Here is a 15,133-nt window from a genome sequence, read left to right on the forward strand (position 1 = left end):
GTTAATAGTACTTACTTGCTTCTCTATGGGCAAACTCGTTTGATTCCTGCTATACTGAGAGGGAAAAGCTTGGCAACTGCCATCTGCAAGTGTACACACATCATAGCTTGTCGAGCCTTTTCAGAAGGAATTAATTGGGAAAGGAGCTTGTGAAGAAAATGCAAATACATACATTAAGTCTCGGACCAATGGGAACGAATTGTTACATAGTAGAAGCAAAGAATGACTGTCTCATCATCGATCCTGGCGGAGACAGCGTGAAATTAATCGAGTGGATTAAGCAGAAGGAATTGCGCCCGCAGGCAATCTTGCTGACACATGCTCATTTTGATCATATTGGTGCAGTGGATGATGTCCGAGATGTCTATCATATCCCAGTATACCTGCATGAGGAAGAAGCAGATTGGCTTGGGGATCCCGGAAAAAATGGATCAAAAATGTTTCCGGTCAAGCAAATTACGGCAAGAGATTGTGATGAAACTTTGAAGCTTGGTGACATGCAGCTAGAGCATTTCTTCTTTGAAGTTCGACATACACCAGGGCATTCACCTGGAAGTGTTTCGTTGGTTTTTCATAAGGAAGGCTACGCAATTGTGGGAGATGCTTTGTTCCAACGCGGAATTGGCCGTACAGATTTGTATCGCGGTGATTTACCTACGCTACTGAGCAGCATTACAGAACAGCTCTTGACGCTGCCGGAAGATACTGTCGTCTATCCAGGTCATGGTCCGGCAACAACAATAGGCGAAGAAAAAGCGAAAAACCCATTTTTAACATAAGAAAAGATCCTGCACATAACTCGTGCAGGATCTTTTTACTGGGCTAGCTGGATTCGAACCAACGATAACGAGACCAAAACCCGCTGCCTTACCACTTGGCTATAGCCCATTGGTACATCCATTATTGTGTACAAAGCCGGGCAACTTATACATCAGATGAATACTTTTTTGTGAATTCCAGAGGTTCGGCACTTTTATCTGCTTGAATGACATACATCACGATTATGTGCTCCTCACTTCTGTTAATTGTAATAGAGGCCGTCATGGCTTGATTTTCAATCGTCAATCTTTCTTCATCAGCATCCAATTGTGGGAGATAGTGCTTTTCAACTGTTTGTACTGCGATAGAAACGGCCTGCTCCAGTCTATATTGTTCGAATAGCAGGTCGGTAGATTTTACATTTGTTTGGAGCAGTAAGCTGCCTGAAGTGAGCAGTAAGAGAAAGAATGCAGTAAGAAATAACAAAAATGGATGCAGAAACCCTCTTTCATTGAATAGAAAGTCGTTTTTCATATACCTCATCCTTATTTGCTTTAATGGTTATGACGATTGTGTCGCCGTGCTGTGTGACTTTCCAATCTTGTATACGATGCAGATAAACTTCATGTCCTTTGCCATCCACCTGCCTGCGAATCATATTTTTATACTTCTCGAATACTGCTGTTTGGCCTTGCTGGGTTTGAATAAATAATTTGCCTTCTGCTGCATGTATGTTACTTCCTTTATAAATTTCCAGGGAGATAAAATATAGACCTTGCCTTATTGATACAGCTTCTGCTTTGGGTTCCTCTTTTAAAGGAGTCAGCAAGAGTGGAATTGTGGAAACAATTAACATAAGAATCCCTAAAGCAATCAATGCTTCTAACAACGTAAAGCCTTTATCTTTCCAGATACCCATATAAGCAGCGCCTCTCATTACGTCCTTCAGCTGATAAATCCATACAACCTTTCTTTAAGCCTTCTTCGTTGGTAAAGCGGAAGATAATAGTGAAGTCATCCACTTTAATTTCTTGATTTTTTGGACTTTTTTTCGCTAATTCATTTTGGAGCAAGCTGTAATAGTAGGAACGCTTTTCCTGTATATGCAGTTCTTTTTTATAATCTAACAGTAAAGGCAGCAGCAGGGTACATAAAACGAGGAACATGCCGAAAGCAACTAAACTTTCCAACATAAGAAACCCAGCTTGATTAGATTCCTTCTTCATAGTACCCACGTGCTTTCCCGAGCGGAAAAGTAAGCATTTCTGTTCCTGTTGGCGTAGAAATTTTAAAACTGCCCGCTGAGCGTATGGAACCAAACTTACTGAACGAAAAACTACCTGAGTGGGTGAAGGAACGAATGCTTATATGATCAGGTATAGGATGTACCAAAATATTCTTCTCGTATCTAGCAGAGTAGATTTCGTATCTGTCTTTTTCCAAGTAAAGTTTTGCTGAATGATCGAACTGGTTATATTGCTGGAGAAATAATAAATCTTGTTCAAACTGTTTTATGAATTGCTTCGCTTCTGCCTCTGCTAGCAGATGTTGCTGGACACCTGCACCAATTGCGATCAAGAGAGAAGCAAGTCCAAGAACAATTGTTAACTCTAGTAAACTGAATCCTTGTTCTTTATGAACTTGGTGCATCAATTAAAGAAACCTCACCGGAAGAGCTGATTGTGAGCTGACGCTTGCCGCCTTGACAAGTACTTTCAGTCAAATAACCGTCTTTTAGTTGTGAAATATCTGTAGGTGCTGTGCCATGGTCTATCCGATATGTTTCAACTTGGCTTTCCGCTAATTTTACAAGCGCTTCACAGCCTTCTGACTGAACATGTTCATTTTTATCCGCTAAATTGGGAACAATCAGGATCATAAGCACAGAAATGACAAGCAGGACAATTAGCATTTCAATTAAAGTAAATCCTTTTTCATTTTTCAATATTATCCCTCGCTTTTATAATGTATGAACCATTTGAAACATTGGTAGCAGCAGTGATAAGTAAACAATAATAATACATAGTGCCATAATACAAAGCAGTGCAGGTTGGAGGAGATGAAGTACTGTTTTCATTTTTTCCTCCATTTTAGTAGTGATAATCTCAGCATACATAAGCAAATCTTTTGCTTGGGAATCTACATCTTCTTCCGTACGTAAAATATTCTGAAGCTGTGCATCGAGAAGCGGATATGCAGATAAGCATTCAGTCAGTGTATGACCAGAGGCAAGCTGGTGAAGCAAGGAACTGCAATATAATTGGAGAATGTCATGATAATGCTGTTTACTAAGCAGCTGCAAGCTTTCATAAAAGGAAAGACCTGCTGTGAGAAGGTTGCCAAGCTGGATAGCAAATTGAAAGCTTGTCTGAGTACGAAAAATCCGGCTGACTAAAGGAAGCCGTTCCAAGTATGGCCGTTTTCTTGCAGCTGTCCAGTTCTTACGGATGTATCTTTGAAATATGAAGAAACTAACGGCCGTAACAGCGAGAAGCACACTTCCAATCAGAAAAATATTGACAAGACTTGAGAAGAAATGCAGAAGATTTGCTGACTCAGCGGAATAGGTAAAGAGATTTAAGAAAGAAGGGTAAACATAAAGCTTTACAAATAGCAGCAGCATAAAAATACTAAACAGCAGAAAGAGCGGATAACGGGTGACTTTCTTGAACTTAGTCAGCTGCTGCATTTGTTTCTCTAAAGTACCATAGCTGCGGGCAAGGGCCTCTTCCAGATTGCCATCATGATGTGCAACATAGAGATGAATGACAATAACTTCGGAGAAGCGTGCATAAGTAAAAGCTTCATCAAGCCTCATCCCTTGCTGCAGTCCAGCTTGAAGCTTTTTGGTAACAGCTTGCCATTGCGGCTGCCAGTGAAGGAATTCCAATGAACGGGCCATATCATATCCTCGCGCTCGCAGCCTATGGAGCTGTTTGAGAAACTGTATTTGCTGCTCCGTAGATAATAGCTTGGCTGTCCTTCTGATTGTAATCAATTTCTTCTTTAACGAAACCGTATGCATAGGCTTTCCTCCTAAGTTCAGCAAAAGTCAGGAAAGATGACGTTGAATTCTGGAGCAGACGATGTATTTGATTGGCATTTGCTAATTCCATAATAGCGGCGCGAGATGGATATGGCTGCTGAATCGGAAGTAACTCCAGCGATGCAATACCGATTAATGTGTGCTGAAGATCTGCCAGCGGTATCCCCATTTCTTGTAAACGGTGAATAGCACCTGCTGCATTTCTCGCATGCAGCGTGCTAATAACGAGATGGCCGGTACGTGCTGTTTCAAAAGCAAAGCTGGCAGTGGATTCGTCCCTGATTTCTCCAATCATTAACACGTCAGGATCATGGCGAAGTGCTGCTTTCAAACCTGCTTGGTACGTAAGACCAGCTTTTTCGTTTACTTGCACTTGCAGTAAATTGTCCATTCTTTTCTCGATAGGGTCTTCTAGCGTAATTGCTTGGCACGCTTTGTTACGAAGCAAATCTTGGAGAATTGCATACATCGTTGTTGTTTTGCCGCTGCCAGTTGGACCAGTTTTTAGGGATAACTACTAAAAAAATAAAGACTCTAAGCGTGTTTGCCAAGAGTCTTTAAGATTTTCGCTGTATTTAATATTGCTTCACTAGACGGTTCATTAACAATTCTTATTATAATTTTTTTATCGTATTGCTTTTTCTCTTTTGTTGTCCTTTTCACTTTTAGCACCTCTTTGATTTGTTTCTTCACAGAAGTACTTGCGATTTTTAAGTAAAATAGGACATTCAAATTTGTATTATTTCAACCTGTAAAGACAGGGAGTTCCATGAACATAATACTGAGAAAATGTATGTCTTTTAAAATGTCATGAAATGAGTCTTAACGCCTCATTTTTTTTATTAATTAGAGTTCCCATTTCGGGGGAGAGTGAAGAATGGAAAACAACAGAATCCCGTACAATCAGGAATTTGATCACCGTTATATTAAGCCTGTTCGTCATTTGAGAAACAAAACGCAGCTGGACTTTGAACAGTATATGAATTTAGATCGTAGCACTATCGGCAAGCTTGAACGAGGCGATCTGGAATTTACACCATTGTATCAATCTAAATTTAAGGACGCAATTAAGCGTCTGCGAGTATCGAACGTGGAGATTGCAAGTGTTAGAAGGATATTGGATATGAAAGAACAGCGTGGCTATAAATAAAGGGGGAAGAATAATGGCACAAGTAAAGGTACGTAAGTTATTTACAGAGACAGAGAAAGTCTTGGCTAATTACAAGGAAAGAGTTAGCAAGATTGATAAGCAGGAAAGTGAATTAAATGATGAACTAGCTGCCCTTCAAGATGAAATGACAGCAAATATCTTAGACCAAGAATCTGCAAGTGTATCAGAAATGGTTTACTTAAAAATCGCAGCTAAGGAAATCAATCAGAAATCAGAAATTATCAGTGTGCTGCTGGAAGAACTGACAGAGGAACGTACAGCATTAAAGCTGGAAATTACGCCACTTTACCGAACAGCTATTAGGTCTGATATGCGTAATAAAACTGGCTACGGTGCTACTGACATAGTTGAGAAGTACAAATACCTAATGCTGCAGGAGATTAGCGAGATTGGTCAACAAATGAATGATCAATACCGAAAAATAGCACCTGACATTTACGAGGTCTTTGAAGATCAGGCAGTCAGAGAAGAATTTCCTCGCCTAGAGTACGTGTTTAATGAGGACACATTTAAACCGTCTTTTGGTTGGAATAGTGACGCTGTGGTATCTAAAGGCGACGTGTTCGGTGCTTGTCGTGGCTACCGTCCAGATAAACCAAGAAGCGTAATTGAATCTGAAAAAGCAACTGGAAAGGACGTGGAATAATGGGGAATTTATTTACTACAATGCAGCTAAATAAAAGTAAGATTCTGTCCGAACTAAAGAACGGAAATACTGAGGTCTTAAAAGGACTTGACCCTGCTATCGCTTTAAGTTTAGGCGTAGCTATTCAAAATGAAGTGGGTGACTTTAAAGACCCATCACCGATAAATGACAAGGAATTGAATGCGGCTATGCTAGAACGTCTTAAAGACACTGGAATTAAGGAACAAATCATTAAACAGATGGAAGAAGCTTAGAACAACCAAAACTAATATCGGATTTCCCTCCGACAGCCTCACTGGTAGTAATACTGGTGGGGCTATTTTTCTGTTCTTAGGGAAGTACTTGCGTACTGTTGCAAAAATGAGACAAAAAAAAAGAACGCTTTTCAGCGTCCCTTAAAGTCCAACAGAGTCAGCACCATGATTAGCTTGTTCAGAAGTGAATCCTTCAAATTCAAGTTGTTCGATTAAGCCACTTCTTGAAAATCCAGTAAGGTCATTGTACGATTCTGCTTTCTTAGCAGCTTGTTCATTCCAGTCAATGTCAATGTTCTCTACAGCAAAGGTTGCGTCCTCGTTACTGAACCCTTCAAATTCTAACTGTTCAACAAGTCCACTTTCAGAGAATCCAGTTAGACTGATATAACTTTTAGCCTTTGAAATAGCATTTTTCTGTGATACAGTCATAGAGGGCTTTTCTGGTTCTTTTTCCTTAGGTTCAGGTTTCGGTTCAGGTTCTTCTTTAGCTTCTTCTTTAGGTTCAGCTTTTGTTTCTGTAGCCTCAGGTGTTTCCTCAGTAGCACTTGCCGTTTCTGTTGTACCTGTAGAATCTGAATCAGCCGTATCTTCCTCGTCCATATTAGCAACTGATACAAGTACAATAACAACGATTAACCATATCCACCACTTCTTGTACCATTTCTTCTTTGGCTTACCCTGTACATTATCTGACATATTATGAGACCTCTCTAACTTAGGTAATTTGTTGTAAGTCGCCTTACCTATAGTAGGTTACAGGGTAACTCACCATTTAGCAAGGAAAAGTTTCAAAATGACATGGTGCAATTCTTTAGGCAGAATGAGGTAGTGTAAGGTGGGCGTTTTCGTTAAGGACACCCTTCGCTGTAATGCTGCGTGACGCAATTACCCGTACCTAGGCTAAGCAAAAGTTATTGCGTCTGAGAGGCTTCTATCAACAACGATTGTGCTAGAAAAGGTTTGAAATTTTTGTGTGTCCATAGTAAGTACCTGACCAGCCCTATTCCATACCCCCGTCCCCCGTAGGTGGGGTATGTCATTCCATCTTTTTCAACCCTGATCTACTTAAATCAACCTATGTATTCGGCAGCTTGCCTTGCTGGTTTGCTGCTGTTGTTTTATCTGTTATTCCTTCACTGTGCTTGTCCTGCTTGTGTCGCCTTGCTGTGACTTCTCTATGCTTGCATACGTGCGTTGTGTACCTTCCTTCCTTGCCTTATTTCTTATCCTATACCTTGTTCAGTCTCGTATTTCTTGTGGCTGTGTGCGGCTGTATACGTGTCTTGTAGTTATGCTGAGACTTCTAATTCAGTCCTTGCTTATATAGACACTTTTGACCCCAGGCTTATCCTTGTTCTAGCTGTAGAATACTTAGCTAATGTCGGCTTAAAAAAGAACAAAATATTACAAAAATCCCCTTCCTTATCTACTAAAATTTAGTATAATTATAATAGTAAGCCTTGGAGGATGTGGGCGTAAAAGCAGCCAACCAATAAAATATAAAAGTGCTTAACAGCTTACTCCAGAAAGTATCCGATTCGTCGGTAAAAAAACTATACTGGAGGAAATTATTATGTTGGATGTTTTAAAATGGGTTGTCGTGTCTATTGTGTCGTTTGGACTAATCGCTTACTTTTCCGGATTCATGGAATTTGATTTTGATTGGGCAAACTTTAAGACCTTCGGTCTTAGTGCCACTACCGTGGTAAGTGGTGTGGTATTTAGTATCATGATTAAAAAGGGCAGTGCACCATAAGGTGTGCTACCCTCATAATTTATTTTCAGATTTTAAAATAATTAGGAAAGGAGGTATGATATATGCATTTGGTTATCTCCAACAGTTCTAGAAAAAATGATTGTTTCAATTTTCTTAGGATAAGATCAATTAAAAAATGAGATAACTTTTAAAGATTAGGATTTAAGTGTAAGATAACCTGAACTGACAACAAATAATTCCTCCATATAGAAGGGCTGTCGCTAAGTGCGGCAGTCCTATACTTTTAAATGTGCGGTGTCATAACTTAAAAGTATTGACACCATTTTGATGGTGCTGTAATATCAAGGTATCAAAAGGCGTCATAACTTAGTGTCATAAATAAACAACAGAAAGAGGCAATACATAATGAAATACGGCTACGCAAGGGTATCTACAGTAAACCAAGACTTAGCAGGACAAATTAAATCGTTGGAGAAGGAAGGTTGCGAGAAAATCTATTCGGAGAAGTTCACTGGAACAAAGGCAGATCGCCCCCAGTTCAAAGAACTACTTTCTGTTCTCGAATCAGGTGATACATTAGTAGTTACCAAGCTAGACCGCTTTGCACGTTCGGCTGGTGACGCAATTGAAACTGTTAAAGGACTATTTGAGAAAGGCGTGAGGGTTCACGTACTAAATATGGGGCTGGTAGAGAACACACCGACAGGGCGGCTGATCTTTAATATAATGAGTTCCTTTGCTGAATTTGAACGTGATATGATCGTCGAAAGGACGCAGGAAGGAAAGGCAATCGCAAAACAGCGTGAGGACTTCCGAGAAGGCAGACCGAATAAGTACAGTCAAAAACAAGTAGCACACGCTTTGCAGCTTCTGGAATCTCATTCGTATAAAGAAGTTGAGAACATGACTGGGATCTCAAAAAGTACGCTTATTAGGGCTAAGAAGAAGGTGGCTGATAGACAATGACATTCCACCAGCGATATTTATTCATTCTAATCTAGCCAGCCATAGGAAGGCAGTGCATCTGACTAAACCAATTTGAGAAGAGAGAATTGGAAGTGGAGTCTTTTTAGTTCCCTTTGTGGGAAGCATTTTTTCAAATCGGTTGGGCAGGATCATTGTGCAAGATGTCTAACGAGGCTGGGAAACTCAATCGAAACCATAAGACAAAAGTCTTGTTCGCATTAGGATTGTGCAAAAAAAGTTTCAGGTCTGGCTGCGTAATGAGGACGAGGAAGCGTTCTGAACGCACAAAATCACACAAGTTGTAGCACAGTTTTTTCATGATAATTCTTTCTCTTTTAAACGGCTGAATCCATCTTTATATCCATTTAAAAAGCCTCCTTGCGGAAGCTTGGTTATTTCTTTATCTGCCTTTCAATCGCTTGAATCATGTATTCTAAAGGTCTTTCAACTCCAGGAATAGTCATCCAGTCAATATATCGCTTTTGATTCTTTGGTTCTACAGCTTTTCCTTTGTATTCTTCACCGTTAACTGCAATGAAAACTTCCCATGTGTAAGTTAGTGTCTGTGTACCATGACTTCCGAAAGGCTTTGTCTCATCCACTTCCACTAAAAAGTGATTAAGAACTTCGTAAATTCGCTTCTCCATTAGATTACCTCGCTTTATTAAAAGCATTGTAAAACTTATCTGCCAATTCAGACATTGAGTTCAGTGAATCACTATCAATATTTGATGTATTGATTTTTGCTAATATGTCTTTGTATTTTAGTTCTGCCTCTTCTTTATTGTTGCTTTTTAGAATCTCCATATTACAAACTAGAAAACTGAATACCTCATCTTGATTTTCGTGCGGCTTTAGCAAAGATACTAATTTACTTATGTGCAATGTATCATTAGAAATTCTTTTTGACGATTCTTCGTGTTTCTTTAACACATTAGCAAGTCCTGTGCCAGGCTTATTATAAATGTTTCCTAGAGATTCGAAAGTAACTGAACTACTTTTTGGTTTAGTCAAGGTTCTGCCTCCTTTTTTTGATATACTTCGACATAGACATTTAATCATCCTCTTTTTCGTTGTGATTTGTAATGTAGAAAAAACCTATAAAATCAACCTTAGTGAAAAGTATTAATCACAAGCAAAGTCACAAGATGGTGTGATTAATAAAAATGGGGAAGCATTTAGTTAAATATTCAACAGGTTAATCCCTATTCTTGTGACTTAAAAAAAACACGGTATATCAACGTTTCTCAAAGTCCCTATATTTGTGACTAAAAAAAACCTGTAATCGACAGCTGTTTGCACACTATAAGTTAAGGAAGTAATGATAAATAACTGTAAACAGAAGAGATGTAAAGATATACCGAACTTCGTTCGGGTGCTTCGCACAATAACTATAAAAGAACATATATCTTATAATAGCTGTGATAAAGAAAGATAGTAAGTAGTTGATGCTTGGCATGGCGAAGACATGACAAGGCGTAAGCAATATAACTTTAAGAAAAAATGAGTAACATATAAAGTGGATGTTGCAAATAATATAACAGCTGTATTTCTATTAATCCTCCCTAGTTTCATATTAGTGAAATTCTTTTTTTGGAACATAAAAGGATAACCATTATGATTATCCTACTTGTAAATTATATCTATTGTCGGAGATATAGCACCTTTGTTATACGACCAGATGATACCATTAATCAAACCATGTAATAAGCGATTTACCTGTTCGTCAGATAGACCCTCACCGTCAAGAAAGTTCCACTTACCCATAAGGTTATCCAACGCATTGATCTGTTCATTTATTGAATCGATCTTTACAGTTTTATCTTCCTTTTCAACTGCAAGTATATCTTCCTCAATTAGTTTTATTTCTTCTTGCCTTGAAGCCTTTCTCTCTCGATATTCTACAATGTCATATTCACCTTCTTCAAAAAGAAAATTAATGTTTTCTAATGCTTTCTTTGATTTATTTAGTCTAGAAAGTAGCTTATTCATTTTGTACTCAGTATCATCTTCTTGCTTATCTTCTTTTAATGATTCCAAGGCAGTTAGAAGGCTGTCTTTATGTTTCAATACCTCGTCCTTAATGGAGGTTAGTGCAGGATTGTAGTAGAATCCTCGATTGCCGCACTTACAGTGCTTCACGTAAACCTTATCTAAACGGGAGTGATAGTTACATCCTTGCAATTTACCGCAATTTGCACAGTAAACAAGGTTACTTGTAGGATAGGTTCTGTTTTTACTACGTGGTGCTTTGAATGAGTATGTGTTGACTATCTTGTTTACATTTTCCCAAGTGCTTTCGTCAACAATAGCGGGGTGTGCATTATGAACAACTATCCATTCTTCTTTAGGTCTTATTGTATTAGTATGTCTGCCAGTTGTTCTATTACTAATAATAGTTCCTTTATAGGCTTCGTTATTCACTATTCTAATAATGCTGTTATAGTGAAAAGGATTACCATCTCGTGTTTTTAAACCCAGCTTATTTAATTGTCTGGTAAGGTGGGGTATAGTAACACCTTTTAATATTTCCGCATAGATGAACTTAACATCATCAGCACGTTCATTTGGAACAAGCTTATTACTTTTATTATCCTTTGTATAGCCTAGAGGGGCAATTCCGTTTGTCCAATGTCCTTGTTTTTGGGCGTATTCCTTACCTCTCCTCATACGTTTTAAGATCTGTTTGTATTCACCACTGGCGATTAAGTTTGTTATCCCTAATAGTAAACTGTCCTCGTCTCTTGATAGGTCGTAAAGACGAGATGGAGTTACTATGTAAGTTCCTGTTTCAAACAGTATCTTCTTTATGGCACTGGCATCAAATTCATTTCTTGAAAGTCTATCTACATCCATTACCACGACAGCGTCGAAATGATTCTGTTCAACTCTATGCAACAGCGAAACCATCTTTTCTCGATCTACAATTGTGCTACTTGAAGCGACTTCTTCGTATTTTTCAAATGACCAGTTGTTTTCGTTGCATAGTTTAATTAGGGTATCTCTGTGATTTGCTAAAACTTCTTGAATCCCTAAATTTTCTTCATCACGACTTAGTCTTAAGTATATAGCTACGTGCTTTATGTTGTCGTTATTGTAGGGCATATAATCACCATCCTAAGGTAATTATATTACGTTGTCCCCAAGTACACAACAAGTTGGACCGGTAAACAAAATAATGCCTGTCCGCTCCGTTAACAGCTGCCGCAGTAACTGCAATTGAAATGGAAAGAGGAAAAGTTTTTCAAGCATTGGTGCATCACTTTGTGGCAGAATGCGAATTGCTAGGCTTTCTGACTGTTTTAGCGGCAATGTCGATAACCGAAGTGAATAGTGCTGTTGTCCTTTATACGTAAATGGCATCGCTCCATCCTGGGGTTTTTGCATTTCACCAATATCCATGCCGCTTATAAACTTGTAATAAGCAATTAGTTTTCGGTATGTTAGTGTAGAGATGCGGTTTGCAAGGATTCTTTTTCCGTGTATCCGCATGTAGACATTTGTTTCATTGGTATCTGGAGTAAAATGGATATCAGATGCTTGCTGCTCGATTGCTTTCTCCATCAGACCCTCTGCAATAACGGAAGGACTCTCCTGCACTTGCATCACCTCCTTTGAGCATACAATACCCGAAAGACAAATAGCTTGTCACTTTATGAAATGAACATTTTTCATGGTGCTGGCAGTGAGGAAACGATGATTTTATGAACAATACATCTAGTTTTACTAAACTGGAATAGCAGAGAACGAAATTGGTTACCCTACAACTAAAAGTAAGAAGGGGTACTGTTTATGTCTTCTAATGATTACTTCCGATTCGTTACCCAGGAGCTGGTGAAAAAAATGGACACACCAAAACCTGAGAAGAAGCTGAAAGAAAAGGAAAAACATCAGCTGCACGGAAAGTGGTTCGGTGTCTTGCCGTTCGCTTTCAAACTATTATTTCGCCGCAAAAAGTAAGAGGCCCGAACGTTATGTTCAGGCCTCTTTTTTCTGGAGCAGCTGCCGAGTCGTTTCTTCTGATAAGTAAAAGATGCCGGCATTAATCGTTTCAATGTGGATGGAAGGCGTTAATCGGTGGCTCAAGGCAGCTAGCTCGTTGTCGTATAAAGCTGCTCGTTCTTGCCGAAGCTCCTCATCCTGTTCTTCTTGGCTGCTTGGATCAAAAAAATGAGCTAATAAGCTTTTTTCTTGTTCGAGGATGCTAGTCGTTTCTGTCACCCAGTCTGTATCAAGTGTATCCAGATACGCTTGCATGTAGCTGCTGATCCGCTGATAGCCGCTAGGATAACGGATAATAGGGGATAAGCAGTAACAATGGTCACTAATCTGCTGCTTGAAATCTACATCCGTAAAGTTTTCCATTGCATTCGTCATGAATTGGCCGTTTAAGAGCTGCAGACCGACAGAGTGTGTTTCTGTTCGCTTACGCTTACCAGAGAAGTGCACACTCATGTTGCGGATAAGCCACGGATATAAAGCTGTCCTCGAAGTGGTATCAAGTTTCTCATAAAGTCGGGCCACTTGAGCAGATGAACGAATAAGTCGAAATATTTGATGCAGACGTGGACTGCCAAAATGAATATGCTCTGCTTTTTCTGCTGCCTGTTCTGGATTCGTTAGGAGGCTAAGCTCCATTGGTTCGCCTTCTTGACCGAGCTTTTTTTTATAACGCCAATAAAAGGGGCGATTCATCAATTCTTCATCCAGCGCAGGTGTAAGTTGGATGCGGAGCAAGCCGTCGTTTTCCTCTAGCAGCTGACAGCCATTTGAGAGAAAGAATTTGCGCAGGAATTGATGCAGTATGTGCCTATCCATGCATTTTACTCCTTTCGAGCTGCGCACCAGTTTCGCTGATTACGGCAGTCAGATTATCGAGCTTCACTTTGATTTCGCCGTCAGATCTGGAATCAGCGAAAATACGTTTGATTTCTTTTTCCATATCCGGCACTTGCAGTTCGGCAAGAATGTGGTCGAGATTGCCGATAACCCGCTCAAATAGATTGATCTTTTTATATAGTAATTCAAGAATATGTGCCTCTAAAGTATCTCGCACGGCAAAATTATAGATTTGGACGTCGTTTGCTTGGCCAAAACGGTGGATTCGGCCAATTCGCTGTTCTAGTCGCATCGGGTTCCATGGTAAATCATAGTTAATCATATTGCTGCAAAATTGCAGGTTGATTCCTTCACCGCCAGCTTCGGTAGCAATTAATACTTGTGCGTGCTTCTCAAACAATTCGCGCATCCAATCCTTTTTACCCGCTTTAAAACCGCCGCGGAAAGGAACGGAAGATATGTCATGCTGCTTTAGCATCCACTGCAGATAAAACTGCGATGCGCGATATTCGGTGAAGATAATGAACTTCTCACCCGCTGGTGCTGCTTTAATGAGTTCAATCACTTTCAATGCTTTGCTGTGATGCGGCAGCTTTTCAATGGCTTGCATGAGCGGCAAATAAACATCGCTGGACGGCGGATTCTCCTCCACCATTTTCTTCATCGACAAATAGGCAGCTTCTCTGGAACTGCATAGTTCACGGAGCAATGTAATTCTAGCGAATGTTGCTGCAGCACTAGTAGCGTCTTGCATTGTGTCGTAAACTTCTCGTTCTGCATCCTCAAAATCAATCCAAACGGTTTCTACTTTTCTTTTCGTCCATTGCAGACCCGTGTCATCGCGGCGGTTTCGGACCATCACTTTGCGAATCAGCTCTTTTAAATAATGATGCTGCTCTAAATTATTACGGTCGTCACCATATGTATCTTTGAAATGTTTGTAGCTGCCTAAGTAACCAGGCTTCAAAAGAGATACAAGGTTATAAATATCACTAAGCTTATTTTGCACAGGTGTTGCGGTCAAGAGCAGGCAGTATTTCTTTTTTAGCGATTGAATAAAGCTATAATTCTTTGTTCGGCTGTTTTTCAATTTATGTGCTTCATCAATCAAAACAAAGTCATACTCTTGTTTCAGAATGATTTCCCGGTGCGGCGTACGTTTTGCTAAATCAATGGAAGAGACAATAACATCATAATGTTCCCACACATATTGCTTGCGCTGTGAAGCGGCTGGAATATGGAATTTGCTGTTCAGCTCATTTACCCACTGGTTAACAAGCGAAGCAGGTACGAGCAAGAGAACCTTTTTTACCAAACCGCGAATCATCAATTCCTTTAACACCAGTCCAGCTTCAATTGTCTTTCCGAGACCCACTTCGTCCGCCAGGATTGCGCGGCCATTCATGTCTTCTACAACACGCCGGCTTGCTTCCAGCTGATGAGGGTGAAAGGTCATATGCGGAAGATACCCGGGTGCCACCAAACCGGTAAACGTATCAATATTTGTTGCTTTAGCAGCTGTGTAAGCCATTTGGAAATGTTCCCATGACACTGTTTCTGCTTCTTGCTGTACAATATCATTCATCTTTTCGATGAACGAATGATCATCTTTTACATGTGCCTGCATAATGATTTCATCTCCTTATTCTTCGGAGTTTCAGAGAAAAAGCTATAAAAAGATCGACACTTTCCAAAAATATTGTGTTATAATGAGGCTGAAACCAAACATTAT

General features: G+C 39.7%; 21 protein-coding genes and 1 tRNA gene. 7 read left to right on the forward strand and 15 right to left on the reverse strand.

Annotated features, from left to right (window positions below):
• Positions 1–158: 158 nt before the first annotated feature.
• Positions 159–779: an MBL fold metallo-hydrolase gene (locus tag B1K52_RS12370; RefSeq protein WP_077310592.1), complete on the forward strand. Its 621-nt coding sequence runs from the start codon at positions 159–161 to the stop codon at positions 777–779.
• Between the two features lie 38 nt (positions 780–817).
• Here the strand turns inward: B1K52_RS12370 and B1K52_RS12375 are convergent.
• The 8 genes from B1K52_RS12375 to B1K52_RS12410 form a co-directional block, all read right to left on the reverse strand.
• Positions 818–888, reverse strand: a tRNA-Gln gene (locus tag B1K52_RS12375).
• A gap of 36 nt (positions 889–924) precedes the next feature.
• On the reverse strand, positions 925–1,293 hold the full coding sequence (locus B1K52_RS12380; protein WP_077308674.1) for a hypothetical protein: 369 nt from the start codon (positions 1,291–1,293) through the stop codon (positions 925–927).
• Positions 1,268–1,678, reverse strand: a complete 411-nt coding sequence (comGF, locus tag B1K52_RS12385; protein WP_179106544.1) for a competence type IV pilus minor pilin ComGF — start codon at positions 1,676–1,678, stop codon at positions 1,268–1,270. Before comGF ends, B1K52_RS12380 begins: the two co-directional genes overlap by 26 nt.
• Positions 1,659–1,952, reverse strand: coding sequence for a hypothetical protein (locus B1K52_RS12390; protein WP_143588882.1), 294 nt, complete (start codon positions 1,950–1,952; stop codon positions 1,659–1,661). The genes comGF and B1K52_RS12390 overlap by 20 nt, the downstream gene beginning before the upstream one ends.
• Before the next feature lie 16 nt (positions 1,953–1,968).
• On the reverse strand, positions 1,969–2,409 hold the full coding sequence (locus B1K52_RS12395) for a type II secretion system protein (protein WP_077308679.1): 441 nt from the start codon (positions 2,407–2,409) through the stop codon (positions 1,969–1,971).
• Positions 2,393–2,704, reverse strand: coding sequence for a competence type IV pilus major pilin ComGC (gene comGC / locus B1K52_RS12400; RefSeq protein ID WP_256855904.1), 312 nt, complete (start codon positions 2,702–2,704; stop codon positions 2,393–2,395). The genes B1K52_RS12395 and comGC overlap by 17 nt, the downstream gene beginning before the upstream one ends.
• Before the next feature lie 15 nt (positions 2,705–2,719).
• Positions 2,720–3,661: a type II secretion system F family protein gene (locus tag B1K52_RS12405; RefSeq protein WP_256855905.1), complete on the reverse strand. Its 942-nt coding sequence runs from the start codon at positions 3,659–3,661 to the stop codon at positions 2,720–2,722.
• Between the two features lie 22 nt (positions 3,662–3,683).
• Complete coding sequence (locus B1K52_RS12410; RefSeq protein ID WP_077308685.1) at positions 3,684–4,274, reverse strand: ATPase, T2SS/T4P/T4SS family; 591 nt, start codon at positions 4,272–4,274, stop codon at positions 3,684–3,686.
• Positions 4,275–4,682: 408 nt separating this feature from the next.
• Between B1K52_RS12410 and B1K52_RS12415 the strand changes: the two genes are divergently transcribed.
• The 3 genes from B1K52_RS12415 to B1K52_RS12425 are packed head-to-tail and all read left to right on the forward strand — an operon-like array spanning position 4,683 to position 5,876.
• Positions 4,683–4,955 carry a helix-turn-helix domain-containing protein gene (locus tag B1K52_RS12415; RefSeq protein ID WP_077308686.1) on the forward strand — a complete coding sequence of 91 codons (273 nt, stop codon included), beginning with the start codon at positions 4,683–4,685 and terminating at the stop codon, positions 4,953–4,955.
• Between the two features lie 13 nt (positions 4,956–4,968).
• Positions 4,969–5,622: a hypothetical protein gene (locus B1K52_RS12420; protein WP_077308688.1), complete on the forward strand. Its 654-nt coding sequence runs from the start codon at positions 4,969–4,971 to the stop codon at positions 5,620–5,622.
• On the forward strand, positions 5,622–5,876 hold the full coding sequence (locus B1K52_RS12425; RefSeq protein ID WP_256855906.1) for a hypothetical protein: 255 nt from the start codon (positions 5,622–5,624) through the stop codon (positions 5,874–5,876). The genes B1K52_RS12420 and B1K52_RS12425 overlap by 1 nt, the downstream gene beginning before the upstream one ends.
• Before the next feature lie 141 nt (positions 5,877–6,017).
• Here the strand turns inward: B1K52_RS12425 and B1K52_RS12430 are convergent, their stop codons facing one another.
• Positions 6,018–6,575, reverse strand: a complete 558-nt coding sequence (locus B1K52_RS12430; RefSeq protein ID WP_077308690.1) for an Ltp family lipoprotein — start codon at positions 6,573–6,575, stop codon at positions 6,018–6,020.
• Between the two features lie 877 nt (positions 6,576–7,452).
• On the opposite strand from B1K52_RS12430, the gene B1K52_RS12435 reads away from it, so the two are divergent.
• Complete coding sequence (locus tag B1K52_RS12435; RefSeq protein WP_077308692.1) at positions 7,453–7,635, forward strand: hypothetical protein; 183 nt, start codon at positions 7,453–7,455, stop codon at positions 7,633–7,635.
• A gap of 366 nt (positions 7,636–8,001) precedes the next feature.
• Positions 8,002–8,562 (forward strand): recombinase family protein, encoded by a 561-nt coding sequence (locus B1K52_RS12440; protein WP_077308694.1) that lies wholly within the window; start codon positions 8,002–8,004, stop codon positions 8,560–8,562.
• Between the two features lie 392 nt (positions 8,563–8,954).
• Here the strand turns inward: B1K52_RS12440 and B1K52_RS12445 are convergent, their stop codons facing one another.
• The 4 genes from B1K52_RS12445 to B1K52_RS12460 form a co-directional block, all read right to left on the reverse strand.
• Positions 8,955–9,209 carry a hypothetical protein gene (locus B1K52_RS12445; RefSeq protein WP_077308696.1) on the reverse strand — a complete coding sequence of 85 codons (255 nt, stop codon included), beginning with the start codon at positions 9,207–9,209 and terminating at the stop codon, positions 8,955–8,957.
• A gap of 4 nt (positions 9,210–9,213) precedes the next feature.
• Positions 9,214–9,576, reverse strand: coding sequence for a hypothetical protein (locus tag B1K52_RS12450; RefSeq protein WP_077308698.1), 363 nt, complete (start codon positions 9,574–9,576; stop codon positions 9,214–9,216).
• Between the two features lie 612 nt (positions 9,577–10,188).
• A complete protein-coding gene (locus B1K52_RS12455) occupies positions 10,189–11,667 on the reverse strand; it encodes a recombinase family protein (RefSeq protein WP_077308700.1) in 1,479 nt (492 codons plus the stop codon).
• Between the two features lie 21 nt (positions 11,668–11,688).
• Positions 11,689–12,162 (reverse strand): ATPase, T2SS/T4P/T4SS family, encoded by a 474-nt coding sequence (locus B1K52_RS12460; protein ID WP_179106545.1) that lies wholly within the window; start codon positions 12,160–12,162, stop codon positions 11,689–11,691.
• A 192-nt stretch (positions 12,163–12,354) separates the two neighbouring features.
• Here B1K52_RS12460 and B1K52_RS12465 point away from each other — a divergent pair, with 192 nt between their 5' ends.
• Positions 12,355–12,522, forward strand: a complete 168-nt coding sequence (locus tag B1K52_RS12465) for a YqzE family protein (RefSeq protein WP_077308704.1) — start codon at positions 12,355–12,357, stop codon at positions 12,520–12,522.
• 18 nt (positions 12,523–12,540) lie between these two features.
• On the opposite strand, the gene B1K52_RS12470 is transcribed toward B1K52_RS12465, so the two are convergent.
• Both B1K52_RS12470 and B1K52_RS12475 read right to left on the reverse strand, forming a co-directional pair.
• Positions 12,541–13,380 carry a YqhG family protein gene (locus B1K52_RS12470; protein WP_077308706.1) on the reverse strand — a complete coding sequence of 280 codons (840 nt, stop codon included), beginning with the start codon at positions 13,378–13,380 and terminating at the stop codon, positions 12,541–12,543.
• Positions 13,373–15,028: a DEAD/DEAH box helicase gene (locus tag B1K52_RS12475; RefSeq protein WP_077308708.1), complete on the reverse strand. Its 1,656-nt coding sequence runs from the start codon at positions 15,026–15,028 to the stop codon at positions 13,373–13,375. The genes B1K52_RS12470 and B1K52_RS12475 overlap by 8 nt, the downstream gene beginning before the upstream one ends.
• Between the last annotated feature and the right edge of the window lie 105 nt (positions 15,029–15,133).

Source organism: Terribacillus halophilus (assembly GCF_900162685.1).
In the GTDB taxonomy this organism is placed as follows: domain Bacteria; phylum Bacillota; class Bacilli; order Bacillales; family Amphibacillaceae; genus Terribacillus; species Terribacillus halophilus_A.

Coding starts and splice junctions, on each gene's coding strand:
- B1K52_RS12370 (WP_077310592.1), top strand. CDS start 159: ATGCAAATACATACATTAAGTCTCGGACCAATGGGAACGAATTGTTAC.
- B1K52_RS12380 (WP_077308674.1), bottom strand. CDS start 1,293: ATGAAAAACGACTTTCTATTCAATGAAAGAGGGTTTCTGCATCCATTT.
- comGF (WP_179106544.1), bottom strand. CDS start 1,678: ATGGGTATCTGGAAAGATAAAGGCTTTACGTTGTTAGAAGCATTGATT.
- B1K52_RS12390 (WP_143588882.1), bottom strand. CDS start 1,952: ATGTTGGAAAGTTTAGTTGCTTTCGGCATGTTCCTCGTTTTATGTACC.
- B1K52_RS12395 (WP_077308679.1), bottom strand. CDS start 2,409: ATGCACCAAGTTCATAAAGAACAAGGATTCAGTTTACTAGAGTTAACA.
- B1K52_RS12405 (WP_256855905.1), bottom strand. CDS start 3,661: ATGGCCCGTTCATTGGAATTCCTTCACTGGCAGCCGCAATGGCAAGCT.
- B1K52_RS12410 (WP_077308685.1), bottom strand. CDS start 4,274: ATGTATGCAATTCTCCAAGATTTGCTTCGTAACAAAGCGTGCCAAGCA.
- B1K52_RS12415 (WP_077308686.1), top strand. CDS start 4,683: ATGGAAAACAACAGAATCCCGTACAATCAGGAATTTGATCACCGTTAT.
- B1K52_RS12420 (WP_077308688.1), top strand. CDS start 4,969: ATGGCACAAGTAAAGGTACGTAAGTTATTTACAGAGACAGAGAAAGTC.
- B1K52_RS12425 (WP_256855906.1), top strand. CDS start 5,622: ATGGGGAATTTATTTACTACAATGCAGCTAAATAAAAGTAAGATTCTG.
- B1K52_RS12430 (WP_077308690.1), bottom strand. CDS start 6,575: ATGTCAGATAATGTACAGGGTAAGCCAAAGAAGAAATGGTACAAGAAG.
- B1K52_RS12435 (WP_077308692.1), top strand. CDS start 7,453: ATGTTGGATGTTTTAAAATGGGTTGTCGTGTCTATTGTGTCGTTTGGA.
- B1K52_RS12440 (WP_077308694.1), top strand. CDS start 8,002: ATGAAATACGGCTACGCAAGGGTATCTACAGTAAACCAAGACTTAGCA.
- B1K52_RS12445 (WP_077308696.1), bottom strand. CDS start 9,209: ATGGAGAAGCGAATTTACGAAGTTCTTAATCACTTTTTAGTGGAAGTG.
- B1K52_RS12455 (WP_077308700.1), bottom strand. CDS start 11,667: ATGCCCTACAATAACGACAACATAAAGCACGTAGCTATATACTTAAGA.
- B1K52_RS12465 (WP_077308704.1), top strand. CDS start 12,355: ATGTCTTCTAATGATTACTTCCGATTCGTTACCCAGGAGCTGGTGAAA.
- B1K52_RS12470 (WP_077308706.1), bottom strand. CDS start 13,380: ATGGATAGGCACATACTGCATCAATTCCTGCGCAAATTCTTTCTCTCA.
- B1K52_RS12475 (WP_077308708.1), bottom strand. CDS start 15,028: ATGCAGGCACATGTAAAAGATGATCATTCGTTCATCGAAAAGATGAAT.